Source organism: Plasticicumulans lactativorans (genome assembly GCF_004341245.1).
GTDB lineage: Bacteria > Pseudomonadota > Gammaproteobacteria > Competibacterales > Competibacteraceae > Plasticicumulans_A > Plasticicumulans_A lactativorans.
On the sequence record NZ_SLWY01000005.1, the window covers coordinates 95,939 to 113,724 of the forward strand.

Below are 17,786 nucleotides of genomic sequence, written 5' to 3' on the forward strand. Positions count from 1 at the left end.
GAGTCGCACAAGTGCGTACGCCGGCGCCTGTCAACGTGCCGCGAGGCTGTCGCGGATCTGGTGGAACGCCGCCAAGCGGCGCGGGTCGACGGCGCCTTCGGCCACCGCGGCGAGCAGCGCGCAGCCCGGTTCGACACGGTGGCTGCAGTCACCGAAGCGGCAATGTCCGAGGTAGGGCGCGAACTCGACGAAGCCGCGCTCGAGTTCGCCGGGGCTGACCTCGGCAAGCTCGAAGCTGCGCACGCCGGGCGAGTCGATCAGTTCGCCACCGCCGGGCAGGTGGTAGAGCATCGTGGTGGTGGTGGTGTGGGTGCCGTGCCCGGTGGCCGCCGACAGCGCGCGCGTCTGGATGTCGAGATCGGGCAGCAGCGCCTGCACCAGCGATGATTTCCCCACCCCCGACTGGCCGACGAGGATGCTCGTGTGGCTACCGAGCCGCGCGCGCAGGGCGTCGAGACCGTGGGCGGCACGGGTGCTGGCGGGGAGCACCGTGTAGCCGATGCGCCGGTAGGTCGCGAGGCGCGCGTCGACGCGTTCGCGGCCGGCGTCGTCGAGCAGGTCGATCTTGTTGACGACGATCAGCGGTTCGACGCCGATCAGGGCGATCGCCACCAGATAGCGGTCGATCAGGAACTCGTTGAAATCGGGCGCGACCGCGATCACCACGGCGACCTGATCGAGGTTCGCGGCCACCGGCTTGAGCCGGCCGCCGTAGTCGGGGCGCGACAGCAGCGAGCGGCGCGGCTCGACCGCCACCACCACGCCGTCGCCCGAGCGCGCCGCCTGCCACAGCACGTGGTCGCCACAGGCGAGCGCACCGAGGTTCTGCCGCACCAGGCAGCGGTGCAGGCTCGCATCGGCGGCGGCCACGATCAGCGACGCGCCGTGGTTGGCGACCACACGCCCCGCCTGCGGCGGCTCCAGGTCGCCGTCGAGCAGCGCCTCGGCGGCGTCGCCGGCGCGGTCGCGGGCGCGTTCGCGTCGCTGTGCCTGGCTGTCGCGGATGCGCTCGATCTGGCGCCGCGTGAGCCGGCGCCCGCTCATGCGCTGGCCCGCGGGCGTTGCAGCAGCGCCTCCAGATGGGCGATGCGGATCGGTGCCGGCGGGTGCGAGTCGTAGAACGCCGAATGCAGCGGGTCGGGCGTCAGCGTGGTGGCGTTGTCCCGGTACAGGCGCACCAGCGCGTGCACCAGCGCGGCGCCGTCGCTCTGGGCCGCGGCGTAGGCGTCGGCCTCGAACTCGTGGCGGCGCGACACCCAGGCCCCGAGCGGCTGCAGGAAGATGAAGAAGCTGCCCGCGGCGAGCAGGAACAGCAGCAGGCCCAGGTACGGCGAGGGGTGGGTGACGCCGAGCCCGGCGAAGAACCACGGCTGGACGAGCAGCCAGTCGAGCAGCACGAGCGCCGCCAGGCTGGTGGCGAACAGCACCACCACGCGTGCCAGCACGTGCCGGTGGTGGAAATGGCCGAGCTCGTGCGCGAGCACGGCCTCGACCTCGTCGGTCGCGAGCCGGTCGAGCAGGGTGTCGTAGAAGACGATGCGCTTGGCCTTGCCGATGCCGGTGAAGTACGCGTTGCCGTGGCCCGAACGCCGTGAGCCGTCCATCACGAACACCCCCGAGGCCTTGAAGCCGCAGCGCGCCAGCAGGGCTTCGATGCGGGCACGCAGGGCGGTGTCGGCGAGCGGTGTGAAGGCGTTGAACAGCGGCGCGATGAGCGTCGGGTAGGCCCACAGCATCAGCAGGTTGAAACCGGCCCACACGCCCCACACCCACAGCCACCAGCGCGCACCGCCGGCCTCCATCAGCCACAGCACGAGCGCCGTCAGCGGCACGCCGAAGGCCAGCGACACCAGCATGCCCTTGGCCAGATCGGCGACGAACAGGCCCGCCGGGCTGCGGTTGAAGCCGAAACGCGCCTCCAGCACGAACTGCCGGTAGATCCGCAGCGGCAGCTCGAGCAGCCCGCCGAGCAGCAGCGCGCTGACGATCACGCCGACCCCGGTCGCGATCGAGCCGAGGCCGAAGCCCCGCCACAGCCGGTCGAGCGCATCGAGGCCGCCGCCGAGCGTCCAGCCGAGCAGCACCAGCGCACCGAGCAGCAGTTCGACGGCGCCGAGGCGGGTGCGCGCACGCGTGTAGTCGGCGGCCCGCTGGTGCTCGGCGAGGCTCACGCTGGCGGCGAAGGCGCCCGGCACGCGGTCGCGGTGACGCGCCACGTGATGGTTGTGGCGCCAGGCCAGCCACAGCTGCAGGGCCGTGCCGAGCACCAGCAGTGTCAGGAAGATCAGCGTAAAATCGTGCGCTTGCATGAGGGCGGACTCCAGGAGCGGGCGCAGGGTAGCGGTCGGCTCCGGGGGCCGCAACCGAACCCGCGACCGCACCACCGAGGCCCCCATGCCGCAACAGGCCGACAATCTGATCTGGATAGACCTCGAGATGACCGGACTCGTGCCCGAGCGCGACCGCATCATCGAAATCGCCACCGCCGTCACCGACAGCGAGCTGAACCTGCTCGCCGAGGGGCCGGTGTTCGCCATCCACCAGCCGGAGGACGTGCTCGCCGGCATGGACGACTGGAACCGCAACCAGCACGGCAGGTCGGGGCTGCTCGCGCGGGTGCGGGCGAGCACGGTCGACGAGGCGGCCGCCGAGCGCGCCACGCTCGCCTTCCTGGAGGCCTGGGTGCCGCGCGGACGTTCGCCGATGTGCGGCAACAGCATCTGCCAGGACCGGCGCTTCCTCGCGCGCGGCATGCCGCAGCTCGAAGCCTTCTTCCACTACCGCAACCTCGACGTCAGCACCGTCAAGGAGTTGGGGCGGCGCTGGTACCCGGAGCGCGTCAAGGGGTTCAGCAAGGAGTCGAGCCACCTGGCGCTCGACGACATCCGCGATTCGATCGCCGAACTGCGCTTCTACCGCGAACGGCTGTTCGTGACGCCCTGAGGCCAGGCCGCTGGTGCCGCAGGCGGTTGCGTCCGTCCGCGGCACCACGCTGTCGTCATTCGGCGACAGATTCTTTCCTTTCCGTTCAAGTCCTTGGCGCCGGATGCCCGGCACTGTCGCCGCAGCCCGACGCCGCCGCCCCGGCGCGGCCCGCCCGCGTACCTGCAGAGTGGCTGCAAGCTGCTGATCGTCAAGCCGGTTTCAGGAGCTGGCACGGACACTGCTTAAGTCCTTGGCACCGGGCTTGAAGCCCCGCTGGAACCGACGATGGAGGCAGTCATGAACGCGATTTCGTCCCGCACCCTCACCGCCCTCGGCCTTGCCGCGTCGCTGTTCGTGCTCGCCGCCTGCGACGATGCACCGAATGCGCAGGCCGAAAAGGACGCCGCCGCTGCCCGCAGCGCGGCCAGTGCCGCGGCCGATTCCGCCAAGACGGCCGTCGAGCAGGCCGGCCAGGCCGTGAGCCACGGCGCCGCGGCCGCCACCGAGAACGCCAGGCAGGCCGGCGCGGCAGCGGCCGAGGCCACCCGCGAAACCGCCGAGCAGGCGACCGAGGCGACGCGCCAGGCGGCGCAGCAGGCCGGCGAGGCGATCCGCAGCGGCTACGACGCCGCCAAGCAGGCGGTCACCGAGTCGACGGACAAGAACAAGGCCGCGACGACCAACTGACCCGGTCGTCGCCGCACCCGAACCCTGTGCGAGGGGATTTGCCCGGCCCGGCAGGCGCTGCCAGGCCGGGCATCTTTTTTTGGGCGCTCAGGTCTCGATCGGCAGGCCCGGCGTGTTGCCCCACTCCGACCAGGCGCCGGCGTAGCCGCGCACGCGCGGGTAGCCGAGGTGGGTGAGCACGGCCCAGGTGTGGGCCGAGCGGTGGTGGGTCTGGCAGTAGACGACGATCTCGCGGTCGGGCGTCGCGCCGACCGCCTCGAACTGCGCGCGCAGCACCGCCTCCGGCTTGCAGCGGCCGGTCTGCGGATCGAAGGCGCGCGTCCAGTCGAGGTGCACCGCGCCGGGGATGTGGCCGCCGCGGGCGGCGCGCCGGTCCTGCCCGGTGTACTCGCCGCTGGTGCGCGTGTCGAGCAGCAGCACCGACGGGTCGCCGAGGTGCGCGAGCACCCATTCGCGATCGGCCATCACGCGCGCGCCCGCGGTGTAGGCGAGTTCGAGCGTGCGCGGCTCGACCTCGACCCAGTCGTCGGCGAGCGGCAGCCCGGCGTCGAGCGCTGCGGGCACGCCGCCGTCGATCAGGGCCATGCCGCCGGGGTGGCCGATGGCGGCGAGGGTCCACAGCAGGCGCCCGGCCTTGCCGCTGATGCCCTCGTCGCAACCGACCACGCAGCGCTGCGGCGAGTAGCCGACGCGGCCGAGGCAGTCGGCCAGCACGTCGGGGTAGGGCGCAAAGCCGGCGGCCGGCGGCGCCTCGCGGACCAGCGTGAGGTAGGGCAGGTTGACGGCGCCCGGCAGGTGGCCGGCGGCATAGGCGTCGGGCTCACGCATGTCGAGCAGCAGCACGTCGGCGCTGGCGGCGAGCTCGGGCAGCGCTTCGGGGGCGAGCAGCACGGGGGGCGGCAGGGCGGGCATCGGGGCCTCCGGAGTGGCGGTGGGAGCGGTCGCGGTCGCTGCTTGGGCTGCCGTAGTATACGCGGCGGCTGCCAGGGCCCGCTGCCCGGCACCAGGCCCGTCCAGGCCGCCGCGCCCATTCTTCGAAGGAGTCGTCATCATGGTCAAGCGCCTGTTCGCCCTGCTGTTCGGTCGGAGCTCCAGCAACCCGCCCGCGTCGACCAGCCGGCGCGCAGGGCCGCCGCCAGCGCAGGCCCCGGCCCCCGTCGTCGTCGCGGTGGCGCCCGATCCCGCCGCCTACCGCGAGCTCCTGCAGGCCTTCGATGCGGTGCTGTTCGATGACGAGGTCGACGCCATCGGCGGCGCGCTGAGCGAACTCGAGCAGCGGGTGCTCGACCACGTGGAGGCACGCGTGCGCGACGAACTGCCGGCCGGCGAACTGCCCAAGCTGCCCGCCACGGTGAGCCAGCTGATGCGCGAGCTGAACCGCGACGACGCCGGCACCCGGCAGATCGAGGAGCTGGTGCGGCGCGACCCGGCGCTCGCCGGCGACCTGCTGCGCCTCGCCAACAGCCCGGCCTTCCGCAGCGGCACGCAGCCGGTGTCGAGCATCGAGCATGCGCTGCGGCTGGTCGGCCAGGAGGTCCTGCGCAGCATGGTCGTGGCCTTGCTGATGAAGCCGCTGCTGCGCATCCGCCCCGACTACTTCGAGCGCTTCGGCAAGCGCCTGTGGGAGCACGCGATGGCGACCGCCGTGGCCTGCCGCGCGCTCGCCCGCGAGCACGACTGCGACCCCTTCGTCGCCTATTTCGCCGGCCTCGCGCTCAACGTCGGGCGCATCGCGCTGTTCCGCCAGACCGCCGACACCTTCGCCCGCACCGCGCCGCGGCGCGAACCGCGCGCCGCGGTGTTCCGCCTCCTGATGCAGCGCCACGCCCTGGTGCTGGCGGCCAACATCGTGCGCCAGTGGGGCGTGGAGGCCGCGGTGCCGCTGGCGATCCACGACCAGGAGCGGGTCGCGCGGGGCACTCCGCCCGAGATGTTGATGCCCTTCGGCCGGCTGCTGTTCCGCGCCAACCTGCTCGCGGCCGCCGCGCTGCTGCGCCGCGAGGGGGCGCTGCCGGATGTCCGCCTCGAGGCGGCGCTCGCCCCGCACGGACTGAGCCTCGCCCTCGCCGGGCAGCTCGGGCTGGCCGACGTGGACGTGTGAGCGCGGCATGGCACTGGCGGAATTCGAACTGATCCGGGAGCACTTCCAGCGTGCCGGCACGCGCGCCGACGTCGTCCTCGGCGTCGGCGACGACTGCGCGCTGCTGACGGTCCCGGCGGGGATGCAGCTCGCGGTGAGCCTCGACCTGCTGGTGAGCGGCGTGCACTTCCTGCCCGACGTCGCCCCCGAGGCGCTCGGCTGGAAGGCGCTCGCGGTGAACCTGTCGGACCTCGCGGCGATGGGCGCCGAGCCGGCCTGGGTCACGCTCGGGCTGACCCTGCCGGCCGCCGACGCGGGCTGGCTCGCCGCCTTCTGTCGCGGCTTCTACGCGCTCGCGGCTGAGCACGGCGTGGAGCTGGTCGGCGGCGACACCACGCGCGGGCCGCTCGCGATCGCCGTGCAGGTGCACGGCTTCGTCGCCCCCGGCGCGGCGCTCACCCGCGCCGGTGCGCGCCCGGGCGACCTGATCTGCGTCAGCGGCACGCCGGGCTTCGCCGCGCTCGGGCTCGCGCGGTGCCTCGGGCGCACCGAGCTGCCCGAGCCGCTCGCCGCCACCGCGCTCGAGCGGCTCGAACGGCCGCAGCCGCGCGTGGCGCTGGGGCGGGCGCTGCGCGGGCTGGCGACGGCGTGCATCGACGTCTCCGACGGCCTCGCGCAGGACCTCGGCCACATCCTCGAGGCGAGCGGGGTGGGCGCGAGCGTCGAGGTCGAGCGCGTGCCGCGCCCACCGCTCGCCGACGCCGACGCGGCGCTGCAGGCCGCGCTGGCCGGCGGCGACGACTACGAGCTGTGCTTCACGCTGCCGCCCGGGCGCCTGCCCGGGCTCGCCGCGGCGGCCGCGGCCGGCGGCTGCGCCTGCAGCGTGATCGGCCGCATCGAGGCCGCGCCGGGCCTGCGCCTGCGGCGCGCCGACGGCAGCCTGCTCCCGCTCGCCCGTGGCGGCTATGAGCACTTCGGCTGAGCGGCCGGCGCGCATCCCGGCGCGGCTGCTGCGCGATCCCGGCCACTGCCTCGCGCTCGGCTTCGGCAGCGGGCTCGCGCCGGTCGCCCCCGGCACCTTCGGTACGCTGGCCGGCGTGCCGGTCTACCTCCTGCTCGCCGGCCTGCCGCTGCCGGCCTACCTGCTCGCCACGCTGCTGCTGGCGGCGCTCGGCGTGTGGCTCACCGGGCGCACCGCGCGGGCGCTCGGCGTGCACGACCACGGCGGCATCGTCTGGGACGAGATCGTCGGCCTGCTGGTGACGCTGACCGCGCTGCCGCCGGCGCCGTGGACGCTGCTCGCCGGCTTCGCGGCGTTTCGCCTGTTCGACGTGTGGAAGCCCTGGCCGATCCGCGTGCTCGATGCGCGCGTGCACGGCGGGCTCGGCATCATGGCCGACGATCTGCTGGCGGGCGTGTATGCTGCCGCCGCCCTGCACGCCGGCCGCGCCCTGCTGGGCTGACGACCGGCGCGCCGACGTCGCCCCGCCGGGTCGCGCGCGTGCGCCCCGCGTCTGCCTGCCCTGGAGAACCCCGTGATGAAGCTCGAAACGCTCGCAGTCCACGCCGGCTACAGCCCCGATCCGACCACCAAGGCGGTCGCGGTGCCGATCTACCAGACCACCAGCTACGCCTTCGACGACACCCAGCACGGCGCCGACCTGTTCGACCTCAAGGTCGCCGGCAACATCTACACGCGCATCATGAACCCGACCACCGCGGTGCTGGAGCAGCGCGTGGCGGCGCTCGAAGGCGGCATCGGCGCGCTCGGCCTGGCGTCGGGGCAGGCGGCGATCACCTACGCGATCCTGACCATCGCCGAGGCCGGCGACAACATCGTCGCCACCGCCACGCTGTACGGCGGCACCTACAACCTGTTCGCGCACACGCTGCCGCAGTACGGCATCGAGGTGCGCTTCGTCGACCACCGCGACCCGGCCTCGGCGGCGGCGCTGATCGACGCGCGCACCAAGGCGGTGTACTGCGAGTCGATCGGCAACCCGCTCGGCAACGTGGTGGACTTCGCCGCCTTCGCCGAGGTCGCGCACGCCCACGGCGTGCCGCTGATCGTCGACAACACCGTGCCGACGCCCTGCCTGTGCCGGCCGTTCGAGCACGGCGCCGACATCGTCGTGCACTCGGTCACCAAGTACATGGGCGGCCACGGCACCAGCATCGGCGGGGTGCTGGTGGATTCCGGCCGCTTCCCCTGGGCCGAGCACAAGGCGCGCTTCCGCCGCCTCAACGAACCCGACGTGTCGTACCACGGCGTCGTCTACACCGAGGCGCTCGGCGCCGCGGCCTTCATCGGCCGTGCGCGCGTGGTGCCGCTGCGCAACATGGGCGCGGCGATCTCGCCGTTCAACGCCTTCCTGGTGCTGCAGGGCATCGAGACGCTGGCGCTGCGCATGGACCGCCACTGCACCAACGCGCTGGCGGTGGCTGAGTTCCTGCAGGGCCACGCCAGGGTCGAGTGGGTCAACTACGCCGGCCTGCCGGGGCATGCCTCGCGGGAGCTGGTCGAGCGCTACTTCGGCGGCCGCGCCTCGGGCCTGCTGACCTTCGGCGTCAAGGGCGGGCGTACCGCCGGCGCGCAGTTCCAGGACGCGCTGCAGCTGGTCACGCGGCTCGTCAACATCGGCGACGCCAAGAGCCTCGCCTGCCACCCGGCGAGCACCACGCACCGGCAGCTCAACCCGCAGGAGCTGGCCAGGGCCGGCGTCAGCGAGGACATGGTGCGCCTGTCGATCGGCATCGAGCACATCGACGACATCCTCGCCGATCTCGACCAGGCCCTCGCGGCGGTCGGCTGAGGCGGCGTTGCGCCCCTGGCTCGAGCGCCTGCAGCGGCGCGTCTACCCCGCCATCGGCGGCGAGCGGCGGCGGCTGCGGGGATGGCCCGCGCCGTTCGCGCTGGCTGGCGTGGCGGTGCTCGGCTACGCGCTGCTCGCCGGCGCGCCGCCGCAGGCCGAGGCGCTGGCGGCCGGCCGCTCGCTGGACTGCCGCGTGCTCGAGGTGCACGACGGCGACACCGTCACGCTGCGCTGCGAGCGCTCGGTGCGGCGCGTGCGCGTGTGGGGGATCGACGCCCCCGAACTCGCGCAAGTGCCGTGGGGCGAACTCGCGCGCACCGCGCTCGCGGTGATGCTGCCGCCGCAGACGCCGGTGCGCCTGGAGGTGCTCGACACCGACAGCTACCGGCGCACCGTCGGCCGGCTGTGGACCGGCACGCGCGACCTCGGCCTCGAACTGGTGCGCGCCGGGCGCGCGGCGGTGTACACGCGCTACAACCGCGATCCGGTCTACCAGGCGGCGCAGGCCGCCGCGCGCGCCTCGCGGCTCGGCGTCTGGGCCACGCCGGGGGCGCAGCAGGCGCCGTGGACCTGGCGCCATCTCAACCCGCGCTGACGGCGCGCAGCAGGCAGCGGAGTACACGCATGATCGTGCTCGACACGCCGACCGGGCTGGAACTGCTGTTCCGCCTGCGCGGCTCGATCATCCCCTACATCATGCGCTCGTGGCTGGCGACGGTCGGCATCGCCTGCGCGGTCACCGTGGTGCACGACGGGCTGTGGCCCTTCGCCGACGGGCTCACGGTGGCGCCGTTCAGCCTGATCGGCATCGCGCTCGCGATCTTCCTCGGCTTTCGCAACAGCGTGAGCTACGAGCGCTTCTGGGAGGGGCGGCGGCTGTGGGGCGACGTGCTGATCGTCGCCCGCAACCTCGCGCGCCAGAGCGCGAGCCTGAGCGCGCCCGTGGTGGCGAGTGACGCCTGGCGCCGGGCGCTGCTCTACCGGGTGATCGCCTTCGCCCATGCGCTGCGCCACCACCTGCGCGGCAGCCGCGCGGCGCCCGACCTGGAGCGCCTGCTCGGCACCGAGGCGCGCCCCTTCGTGGCGGCGCGCCACGCCCCCGCCGCGCTGCTCGCCGCCCTCGGCAGCGCCTGCGCCGAGGCGCGCCGCGGCGGGCTGGTCGAGCCGGTGCTGATCCCGGTGCTCGAAGGCGAGCTGCGGGCGCTGACCGTGGCGATGACCGGCTGCGAGCGCCTCGCCAACACGCCCATTCCCTATCCGTACCGGCTGCTGCTGCACCGCACCGTGTACCTGTACTGCCTGCTGCTGCCGTTCGGGCTGGTGGCGACCGCCGGCGCGGCGACGCCGCTGGTGGTGGGCTTCCTCGCCTACGCCTTCTTCGGCCTCGATGCGATCGGCGAGCAGATCGAGGAGCCCTTCGGCGAGCTGCCCAACGACCTGCCGCTCGAAGCCTTCTGCCGCACCCTCGAGATCGACCTGCGCGAGGCGCTCGGCGAGACCGCGCTGCCGCCGCCGCTGCTGCCGCGCGACGACCTGCTGCTGTAGCGCGGTTGCGGGCGGCGGCGGGGGCGTGGAAGACTCGCCGACCATGCCAGATGCCCCGCCCGAACCCCTCGCCCCGCCGCTCGCCGAGTGCCAGGCCGGGCGCGTGCGCCTCGCCGGCGCGTGGACCGTCACCGCGCTGTCGGCGCACGGCGACCCGCTGCCCGCCGGCGAGCTGCCGACGTGCTTCGACGCCAGCGCGCTGGGCGCGCTCGACACCACCGGCGCGCTGCTGCTGGTGCACGCCGAAGGCCGCTGCGCCGGGGCGGTGGCGTGGGAGGGGCTGCGCGACGAGCACGCCGAGCTGCTCGACCTGGTGCGCCGCCACCGCCATGCGGCCGCGCCGCACGCGGACGCCGCGTCCGTGGGCGTGCTCGCGCTGCTCGGCCGCGACACCTGCCGGCGCCTCGCCGAGGCGCGCGACATCCTGGCCTTTCTCGGCGAGGCCTGCGTGGCCTGCTGGCGCGCGCTGCTGCTGCCGCACCGCCTGCGCCTCACGCCGCTGCTCGCCAACGTGCAGCGCGCCGGCTTCGAGGCGCTGCCGATCGTCGGCCTGCTGTCCTTCCTGATGGGCATCGTCATCGCCTACCAGGGCGGCCAGCAACTGCGCACCTACGGGGCGTCGCTGTTCGTGGTCGACCTGGTGACGCTGACGATGCTGCGCGAGATGGCGGTGATCCTCACCGCGATCATTGTCGCCGGGCGCACCGGCTCAGCCTACACCGCGCAGATCGGCACGATGCGCGTCACCGAGGAGATCGACGCGCTGCGCACCATCGGCATCCGCCCGCTCGACCTGCTGGTGGTGCCGAAGATCTTCGCGCTGGTGCTGGTGCTGCCGCTGCTCACCGTGTACGCCGACATGATGGGCGTGTTCGGCGGCATGTTCATCGCCGACCTGATGTTCGGCGTGAGCTTCACCGAATTCCTGCAGCGCCTGGAGCAGGTGGTGAGCCTGCGCCATTTCCTGGTCGGCGTCGGCAAGGCGCCGGTGTTCGCGCTGCTGATCGCGCTGGTGGGCTGTTACCAGGGCTTCAAGGTCAGCGGCGGCGCCGATGCCGTCGGCCGGCAGACCACGGTGAGCGTGGTGCAGGCGATCTTCCTGGTGATCGTGGTCGACGCCGCGTTCTCCGTGCTGTTCAGCGCGCTGCGCGTCTGATGGCGACGCCGGTGATCGAGGTGCGCGGCCTGCGCACGCAGTTCGGCCTCAAGGTGGTGCACGAGGACCTCGACTTCAGCGTGCGCCGCGGCGAGATCGTCGCGCTGGTCGGCGGCTCGGGCTCGGGCAAGACCACGTTGCTGCGCGAGATCACGATGCTCGACGCGCCCAGCGCGGGCAGCGTCCGGCTGTTCGGCGAGGAAACCGTCGGCATCGGCGAGGCCGCCGCCTTCGCGCTGCGCCGGCGCTTCGGCATGATGTTCCAGCTCGGCGCGCTGTTCTCCTCGCTCACCGTGCGCGAGAACGTCGCGGTGCCGCTGCGCGAGCACACGCGGCTGCCGGCGGCGCTGATCGACGACATCGCCGAGCTCAAGATCGCGCTGGCGGGGCTGCCGCCCGACGCCGCCGAACGCTACCCGGCGCAGCTCTCCGGCGGCATGATCAAGCGCGCCGCGGTGGCGCGCGCGATCGCGCTCGACCCCGACCTGCTGTTCCTCGACGAGCCCACCGCCGGGCTCGACCCGGTGGGCGCGGCGGCGCTGGACGAACTGGTGCTGCAGCTGCGCGACACGCTGGGGCTGACCGTGGTGATCGTCACCCACGACCTCGACACCCTCTGGCGGGTCACCGACCGCGTGGCCTTCCTCGGCGAGCGCCGCGTGCTCGCCTGCGAGCCGATGCCGGTGCTGACGCGCAGCGAGCACCCGCTGATCCGGGCCTACTTCACCGGCCCGCGTGCCCGCGCCGCGGCGGCGGCGCAGGCATGAGCGCGGCGGTGCCGGGTGCCGGGCCGGGGCGGGCGCGGCATAATCGGCCGGGGCCCCGGGGCGGGGCGGGCGAGGGCGCATGGAATCGAAGGTGAACTACGCGCTGGTCGGCGCCTTCGTGCTCGGCCTGGGGGCGGTGCTGATCGGTGCCGTGCTGTGGCTGGCCGTCGGCACGCAGGAGAAGACCTACGACCTCTACCGCGTGTACTTCAGCGAATCGGTGGCCGGGCTCAACGTGAAGGCGGCGGTGAAGTACCGCGGCGTCGCGGTCGGGGAGGTGGCCGACATCGCCCTCGACCCCGACAACCCGGAGCGCGTCGAGGTCAACCTGCGCATCGAGCGCGGCACCCCGATCCGCACCGACACCCGCGCGGTGCTCACCACCCAGGGCCTGACCGGGCTCGCCAGCATTGAGCTCACCGGCACCAGCCGTGCCGCCAAGCCGCTGACGCGCCAGGGCGATGAGCCCTACCCGGTGATCGCAACGGGGCCGTCGCTGGTCAAGCGCCTCGACGACGCGCTCAACAAGCTGCTCGGCGATGCCGGGCGGCTGACCGACCGGCTCGACCGCCTGCTCGGCGACGACAACCAGGCGGCCTTCCGCGAACTCGTCACCAACCTCGCGCAACTGTCGGCCGCGCTGGCGCGCAACGGCGACGGCGTGCTCGACAGTTCGCGGGCTACGCTCGACGAGGCCCGGCGCGCGGCGCAGGAGATCACCGCGCTCGGTGCGCGGGCGAAGAAGTCGCTCGACGGCGTCGACCGTACCGTTGCCGCCTTCGGCGACACGGCGCGCAGCCTCGGCGCCACCGGGCGCAGCGTCGAGCGGGTCGTGCTCGACACCCGCCGCGAGGTGCAGCAGTTCAGCGGCAGCGTCGGTCCCGAGGTGGCGGCGCTGCTCGCCGAGTCGCGGCGGCTGGTGGAAGTGATCCAGCGCGTCGGTGGCGAGCTCGAGCGCGAGCCGCGCATGCTGCTGTTCGGCAAGCCCTCCGAGCGCCCGGGACCGGGCGAGTGATGATGCAGGAGCCCCGACCGATGCCCGACTTCCGTGCCCGGCGCCGTGCCGCGCTGCTCGCCGCCTGCCTGCTGGCCGGCTGCGGCGCCGTCGATCTGCGCACGCCGACGCCACCGCGCACCACCTACGTGCTCGACGCCGTGCCGGCGCTGCCGGCGGCGCTGCGGCGCTCGACCGCGGTGCTGCTGGTGGACGTGCCCGCGGCGGCCCCCGGCTACGCGACGCCGCGCATCGCCTATGCGCGCGCGCCGCAGCAGCTCGACTACTACAGCCGCAGCGAATGGGCGGACACGCCGGCGCGGCTGCTCACGCCGCTGGTCGTGCGCACGCTCGAACGCCAGGGGGCGTGGGCCGCGGTGCTCGCGGCGCCGGCGCCGGTGCGCGCCGACCAGCGCCTGGCGCTCGAACTGCTCGAATTCGTCCACCACGACCTCGCCCCGCCGGGCACGGTGCGGGTGGCGCTGCGCGCGACCCTGCTCGACGTGGAGTCGCGCGCGGTGCGGGCGACGCGGGTGATCGAGGCCGAGGAACCCGTTGCCAGCGACGATGCCGCCGGCGCGGCGGCCGCCTTCAACCAGGCCACCGGCCGCGTCCTCGCCGAGCTCGCCGCCTTCACCGCCGAACGTGCGCCGGCGCCCGCCGCCGCGCGCCGCCGCCCCGCCCGCTGACGCCTGCCACCCGTCGCGCCGCAGCGGCGCGGGCGGGTTTACGGAACCTCTCGCCTTTGCATCGGCCTAATGATGCAATGCAGCATCAACGACGCCGGCCACCGGCCGGACACGTGGGAGGTTTTCATGGCGGTACTCGATACGGCACTCGCCCGCTGCGGGCGCTGGCTGCAACGGGCGCGGCGCGGGCGGATCGGTCTCGGCCTGGCCCTGCAGGGCGGCGGTTCGCACGGCGCCTACACCTGGGGCGTGCTCGATCGCCTGCTCGAAGAGCCGCGCATCGAGATCAGCGCGCTGAGCGGTACCAGCGCGGGGGCGATGAACGCGGCGGTGTGCGCGCAGGGCCTGGTGCGCGGCGGGCGCCATGGCGCCCGCGAGGCGCTGGCGGAATTCTGGGAGGCGGTCGGCGCGGCGGCGCGGCTGTCGCCGGCGCAGCCCGGGCTGCTCGGCCACCTGCTCGGCGACGAAGGGCTGGAGTGGTCGCCGACCTTCGGCGGGCTGCTGGCGCTGACGCGGGTGTTCTCGCCCTACGAGCTGAACCCGCTCAACTTCAACCCGCTGCGCGAGATCGTCGAGCGCCACGTCGACTTCGCCGCGCTGCGCGACCCGGCGAGCCCCGACCTGTTCATCGCCGCGACGCGCGTCAGCAGTGGCCGCCTGCGCGTGTTCGACAACGACGAACTGTCGGTCGAGGCGCTGCTGGCCTCGGCCTGCCTGCCGACGCTGCACCACGCGGTGACGATCGACGGCGAGGACTACTGGGACGGCGGCTACTGCGGCAATCCGGTGGTCTACCCGCTGGTCGATCTCGCCCACTGCGGCGACGTGATGCTGCTGCTGCTGAGCCCGCTGGAGCGCCAGGGCGAGCTGCGCAGCGCCCGCGAGATCGTCGCGCGGGCGAGCGAGATCAGCTTCAACGCGGCGTTCCTGCGCGAGATGCAGTGGCTCGCGCGCTACGAGAGCAGCGGCGACCGCACCCTGCGCGGCACGCGCTTCCACCTGCTGACGCCCGACGCCGGACTCGCCGAGCGCGCGCAGCTCACCAAGCTGAACGCCGACTGGGACTTCCTGCAGGCCCTGCACGCCGGCGGGCGGGCGGCGGCCGACGCCTGGCTCGCCGCCCACCGCCGTGCGCTCGGCCGGCGCTCCACGGTGCGCCTCGCCGAGGTGTTCGGCAGCGCGTGAGGCCGTGCGCGGCTCAGTCGAAGCCGAGGCGGCCGAAGCCCGGCAGGCGCAGCGCCGGCGGGACGACGTCGATGCCGACGCCGAGCCCGAGCAGGTCGACCTCGACGCCTTCCTCGACGCCGACGGCGATGCCGGCGAGGCCGCCCAGCGACAGCTGCCAGCCGGTGCCGCTCGGCGTGCTCGCGACGATGCCGTCGACCGGGTAGTCCTTGCCGATCGCGGTGGCCGGCAGGTCGAGGCGCAGCTCCGGCACCTGGCGCGCGAGGTGGGCGGTGAAGGTGTTGCTGTTCGGGCCGGGCCACACGGTGTAGCGGTCGGGGTAGGGGTAGGCCGCGGCCGCCGCGCGCAGCCGCGGGATCACCGCCGCGGCCGCCGGCCCGCGCAGCTGCGCGAGCAGCACGGGCGGGTTGCCGTACCAGCGCCCGTCGGGGATGCCGGGGCCGGCGCGCACCGCGCGGCGGCCCCGCTCGACGCCCCAGCCGATCACCTCCAGGCGCTCCCAGCCCCGCGCGCCTGCCGGCTTCAGCGCGAACCAGGTGTGCACGCCGAAGATGCCGCGCCAGCCGTAGGCGCGCGCCGCGTACACCTGGACCACGGCTTCCGGCGTGGCGGCGGGGTCGGGGGCGATGCCGGCCGAGGTGCGGCTCGCGGTCGACCAGTGCGACGGCGCGCCGCCGAACCAGTAGGCGCAGCCGGCGGCGCCGAGCGGCAGCACGTAGAACAGCGCCAGCAGCACCGCGAGGCGCCGTGCCAGGCGCGCGGCGGGGCGCCCGGCGGCCCCGCTGGCTTGCCCGTGTGGTGTCGTCAAGTGTCTATCCCCGTTAAACTTCCCCGCCTCGCGCGGGACTTTCGCCCGCCCCCGGAACCGCACCATGCCGACCCAGACCGACAAAGACCGCATCAACGCCAACAAGCTCGCCAAGCGCCTGCGCCGCGCCGTCGGCGAGGCGATCCAGGACTACCACATGATCGAGGACGGCGACCGCGTGCTGGTGTGCCTGTCGGGCGGCAAGGACTCCTACACGATGCTCGATATCCTGCTCGGACTGCAGAAATCCGCGCCGGTGCGCTTCGAGCTGTTCGCCGTCAACCTCGACCAGAAACAGCCGGGCTTTCCCGGGCACGTGCTGCCGGAGTACCTCGGCGCGCTCGGGGTGCCGTTCGAGATCATCGAGCAGGACACCTACAGCGTGGTCAAGCGCGTGATCCCCGAGGGCAAGACCACCTGCGGGCTGTGCTCGCGGCTGCGCCGGGGCATCCTCTACAACTATGCCGCCGAGCACGGCTTCAACAAGATCGCCCTCGGCCACCACCGCGACGACATCGTCGAGACGCTGTTCCTCAACCTGTTCTTCGGCGGCAGCCTGAAGGCGATGCCGCCGAAGCTGCTCTCCGACGACGGGCGCAACGTGGTGATCCGCCCGCTCGCCTACTGCCGCGAGAAGGACATCGCGCGCTACGCGCAGATCCGGGGCTTCCCGATCATCCCGTGCAACCTGTGCGGCTCGCAGGAGAACCTGCAGCGCGTGGCGGTGGGGCAGATGCTCGAAGACTGGGACCGGCGCTTCCCCGGGCGCGTCGAGACGATCTTCGCCGCGCTGAAGAACGTCGCGCCGTCGCAGCTCGCCGACCCCGCCCTGTTCGACTTCGCCGGCCTCGGCGCGCGCAGCGCGCCACGCCACGACTGGCTGGTGCCGGAGCGCGAGGCGGCCGTGGCGGCGGACGAGCTCGATGAAGGCGTCGCCGCCGACGGCACGCGCTCCTTCGCCGGCGTGCGCATCGCCCGCGCCTGAACCGCCGCCCTTGAAGCGTCGCGCCGGCGCCACCACCTCTTGCCCACCGGGTGCACGAACCCGGTCCGCTCACCGGAGACCCGCCATGAATCCCCAGGAACGCGACATGCTCACCAAACTGCTCGACGGCCTCGTCGCCGCGAGCGTCGGGCGCAAGGACGCGGAGGCCGACGAACTCATCCGCCGCGCCGCGGTGCGCCAGCCCGAGGCCGTGTACCTGCTGGTGCAGCGCACGCTGCTGCAGGAGGTGGCGCTGCGCAATGCCCAGGCGCGCATCGAGGCGCTCACGCGCGAGCTCGACGCCGCGCGCAGCAGTGCGCCCGCGGGCGGCGGCAGCTTCCTTGGCGGGGGCTGGGGGAACGATGACACCCGGGCGATTCCCGGCAGCCAGCCGGGCGCGCTGGCGGCCGGGCTCGGCCGTCCGCCGGCCGGCGGGGCCTTCGGCGGCGCTGGCGCTTTCGGCGGCGGCGCCGGCAACGCCTGGCGTGCGCAGGGGCAGCCCTCGGCGTTCTCGGGCTTCCTCGGCTCGGCGCTCGCGACCGCGGCCGGCGTGGCCGGCGGCGCGCTGCTGTTCCAGGGCATCCAGGGACTGTTCACCGACGAGCACGGCCATCCGACCACCGATCCGGCCTCGCTGCCGGGCCTGGCGCCGGGCGGCGATCTGCTGGTGCAGGATGTCGTCGGGCAGGGCGTGCCCGATCTCGGCAGCGGCGACAGCCCGTTCGGTGACGGCGGCGGCTGGGCCGACGGCGGGGATTTCAGCGACGGCGGCGACAGCTGGGTGTGAGCCGCCGCAGCGGGCGTTCCGGCTGATGAAGACGAGCCCCGCGCCTGCGGGGCTCGTGCGTTATCGGGGCGTCACTTCGGCGCGCCGCCGCCCGGGCAGGTCCTGATGCCGAGCAGGGTGTAGGCCGGGCACCAGCCCAGCAGGCCGGTGGCGATCGGCACCACGCCGATCCAGCCCCAGGCACCGATGGTGCCGGTGAGCGCGAGCACGATCAGGACGAGCCCGGCGACGATGCGCAGGGTCTTGTCGAGCGGGCCGACGTTCTTGTTCAGGTTCATGCCGGGTACCTCCATCGTTCGGGATGCGGGACGGGAGTGGCACGGCCGGAGCCGAAGGCCTTCCCGAAGTCGTCAGGGCGTGCGCAG

General features: G+C 73.8%; 20 protein-coding genes. 15 read left to right on the forward strand and 5 right to left on the reverse strand.

The features are described from left to right. Nucleotides 1-30 precede the first annotated feature (30 nt). The gene (gene rsgA, locus EV699_RS05125; RefSeq protein WP_132539642.1) at nucleotides 31-1,044 is read right to left on the reverse strand and encodes a small ribosomal subunit biogenesis GTPase RsgA; all 1,014 of its coding nucleotides are present in this window, start codon (nucleotides 1,042-1,044) and stop codon (nucleotides 31-33) included. Continuing rightward, nucleotides 1,041-2,309 (reverse strand): M48 family metallopeptidase, encoded by a 1,269-nt coding sequence (locus EV699_RS05130; protein ID WP_132539644.1) that lies wholly within the window; start codon nucleotides 2,307-2,309, stop codon nucleotides 1,041-1,043. The genes rsgA and EV699_RS05130 overlap by 4 nt, the downstream gene beginning before the upstream one ends. An 85-nt stretch (nucleotides 2,310-2,394) precedes the next feature. On the opposite strand from EV699_RS05130, the gene orn reads away from it, so the two are divergent. After that, nucleotides 2,395-2,943 (forward strand): oligoribonuclease, encoded by a 549-nt coding sequence (orn, locus tag EV699_RS05135; RefSeq protein ID WP_132539646.1) that lies wholly within the window; start codon nucleotides 2,395-2,397, stop codon nucleotides 2,941-2,943. Between the two features lie 279 nt (nucleotides 2,944-3,222). Then, nucleotides 3,223-3,612, forward strand: coding sequence for a hypothetical protein (locus EV699_RS05140; RefSeq protein ID WP_132539648.1), 390 nt, complete (start codon nucleotides 3,223-3,225; stop codon nucleotides 3,610-3,612). A gap of 87 nt (nucleotides 3,613-3,699) precedes the next feature. Here the strand turns inward: EV699_RS05140 and EV699_RS05145 are convergent, their stop codons facing one another. Beyond that, nucleotides 3,700-4,524, reverse strand: a complete 825-nt coding sequence (locus tag EV699_RS05145) for a sulfurtransferase (protein ID WP_165904037.1) — start codon at nucleotides 4,522-4,524, stop codon at nucleotides 3,700-3,702. Nucleotides 4,525-4,663: 139 nt separating this feature from the next. On the opposite strand from EV699_RS05145, the gene EV699_RS05150 reads away from it, so the two are divergent. The 11 genes from EV699_RS05150 (at nucleotide 4,664) to EV699_RS05200 (ending at nucleotide 14,841) form a co-directional block, all read left to right on the forward strand. Further along, the gene (locus tag EV699_RS05150; protein WP_132539652.1) at nucleotides 4,664-5,713 is read left to right on the forward strand and encodes an HDOD domain-containing protein; all 1,050 of its coding nucleotides are present in this window, start codon (nucleotides 4,664-4,666) and stop codon (nucleotides 5,711-5,713) included. A gap of 7 nt (nucleotides 5,714-5,720) precedes the next feature. After that, entirely contained in the window at nucleotides 5,721-6,674 is a 954-nt protein-coding gene (gene thiL / locus EV699_RS05155) for a thiamine-phosphate kinase (protein ID WP_165904038.1), read from the forward strand. Further along, nucleotides 6,658-7,155, forward strand: a complete 498-nt coding sequence (locus tag EV699_RS05160) for a phosphatidylglycerophosphatase A family protein (protein WP_132539654.1) — start codon at nucleotides 6,658-6,660, stop codon at nucleotides 7,153-7,155. Before thiL ends, EV699_RS05160 begins: the two co-directional genes overlap by 17 nt. Before the next feature lie 75 nt (nucleotides 7,156-7,230). After that, entirely contained in the window at nucleotides 7,231-8,505 is a 1,275-nt protein-coding gene (locus EV699_RS05165; protein WP_132539656.1) for a bifunctional O-acetylhomoserine aminocarboxypropyltransferase/cysteine synthase, read from the forward strand. Nucleotides 8,506-8,512: 7 nt separating this feature from the next. Continuing rightward, nucleotides 8,513-9,100, forward strand: coding sequence for a thermonuclease family protein (locus EV699_RS05170; RefSeq protein WP_165904039.1), 588 nt, complete (start codon nucleotides 8,513-8,515; stop codon nucleotides 9,098-9,100). Nucleotides 9,101-9,129: 29 nt separating this feature from the next. After that, complete coding sequence (locus EV699_RS05175) at nucleotides 9,130-10,050, forward strand: bestrophin family protein (protein WP_132539660.1); 921 nt, start codon at nucleotides 9,130-9,132, stop codon at nucleotides 10,048-10,050. A gap of 43 nt (nucleotides 10,051-10,093) precedes the next feature. Continuing rightward, the gene (locus tag EV699_RS05180) at nucleotides 10,094-11,206 is read left to right on the forward strand and encodes an MlaE family ABC transporter permease (protein ID WP_132539662.1); all 1,113 of its coding nucleotides are present in this window, start codon (nucleotides 10,094-10,096) and stop codon (nucleotides 11,204-11,206) included. Next, the gene (locus tag EV699_RS05185; protein ID WP_132539664.1) at nucleotides 11,206-11,973 is read left to right on the forward strand and encodes an ABC transporter ATP-binding protein; all 768 of its coding nucleotides are present in this window, start codon (nucleotides 11,206-11,208) and stop codon (nucleotides 11,971-11,973) included. Before EV699_RS05180 ends, EV699_RS05185 begins: the two co-directional genes overlap by 1 nt. Before the next feature lie 79 nt (nucleotides 11,974-12,052). After that, nucleotides 12,053-12,988 carry an MlaD family protein gene (locus EV699_RS05190; protein ID WP_132539666.1) on the forward strand — a complete coding sequence of 312 codons (936 nt, stop codon included), beginning with the start codon at nucleotides 12,053-12,055 and terminating at the stop codon, nucleotides 12,986-12,988. 20 nt (nucleotides 12,989-13,008) lie between these two features. Beyond that, on the forward strand, nucleotides 13,009-13,656 hold the full coding sequence (locus EV699_RS05195; RefSeq protein ID WP_165904040.1) for an ABC-type transport auxiliary lipoprotein family protein: 648 nt from the start codon (nucleotides 13,009-13,011) through the stop codon (nucleotides 13,654-13,656). A 126-nt stretch (nucleotides 13,657-13,782) separates the two neighbouring features. Beyond that, nucleotides 13,783-14,841, forward strand: a complete 1,059-nt coding sequence (locus EV699_RS05200; RefSeq protein ID WP_132539670.1) for a patatin-like phospholipase family protein — start codon at nucleotides 13,783-13,785, stop codon at nucleotides 14,839-14,841. Between the two features lie 13 nt (nucleotides 14,842-14,854). Here the strand turns inward: EV699_RS05200 and EV699_RS05205 are convergent, their stop codons facing one another. Continuing rightward, nucleotides 14,855-15,649 carry a DUF3750 domain-containing protein gene (locus EV699_RS05205; RefSeq protein WP_243662568.1) on the reverse strand — a complete coding sequence of 265 codons (795 nt, stop codon included), beginning with the start codon at nucleotides 15,647-15,649 and terminating at the stop codon, nucleotides 14,855-14,857. Nucleotides 15,650-15,713: 64 nt separating this feature from the next. On the opposite strand from EV699_RS05205, the gene ttcA reads away from it, so the two are divergent. Beyond that, entirely contained in the window at nucleotides 15,714-16,634 is a 921-nt protein-coding gene (ttcA, locus tag EV699_RS05210; protein WP_132539674.1) for a tRNA 2-thiocytidine(32) synthetase TtcA, read from the forward strand. A gap of 85 nt (nucleotides 16,635-16,719) precedes the next feature. Then, nucleotides 16,720-17,421 carry a DUF2076 family protein gene (locus EV699_RS05215; RefSeq protein WP_207922990.1) on the forward strand — a complete coding sequence of 234 codons (702 nt, stop codon included), beginning with the start codon at nucleotides 16,720-16,722 and terminating at the stop codon, nucleotides 17,419-17,421. A 71-nt stretch (nucleotides 17,422-17,492) separates the two neighbouring features. Here EV699_RS05215 and EV699_RS05220 read toward each other — a convergent pair whose 3' ends face one another. Continuing rightward, nucleotides 17,493-17,693: a YgaP family membrane protein gene (locus EV699_RS05220; RefSeq protein ID WP_132539910.1), complete on the reverse strand. Its 201-nt coding sequence runs from the start codon at nucleotides 17,691-17,693 to the stop codon at nucleotides 17,493-17,495. Nucleotides 17,694-17,786 lie beyond the last annotated feature (93 nt).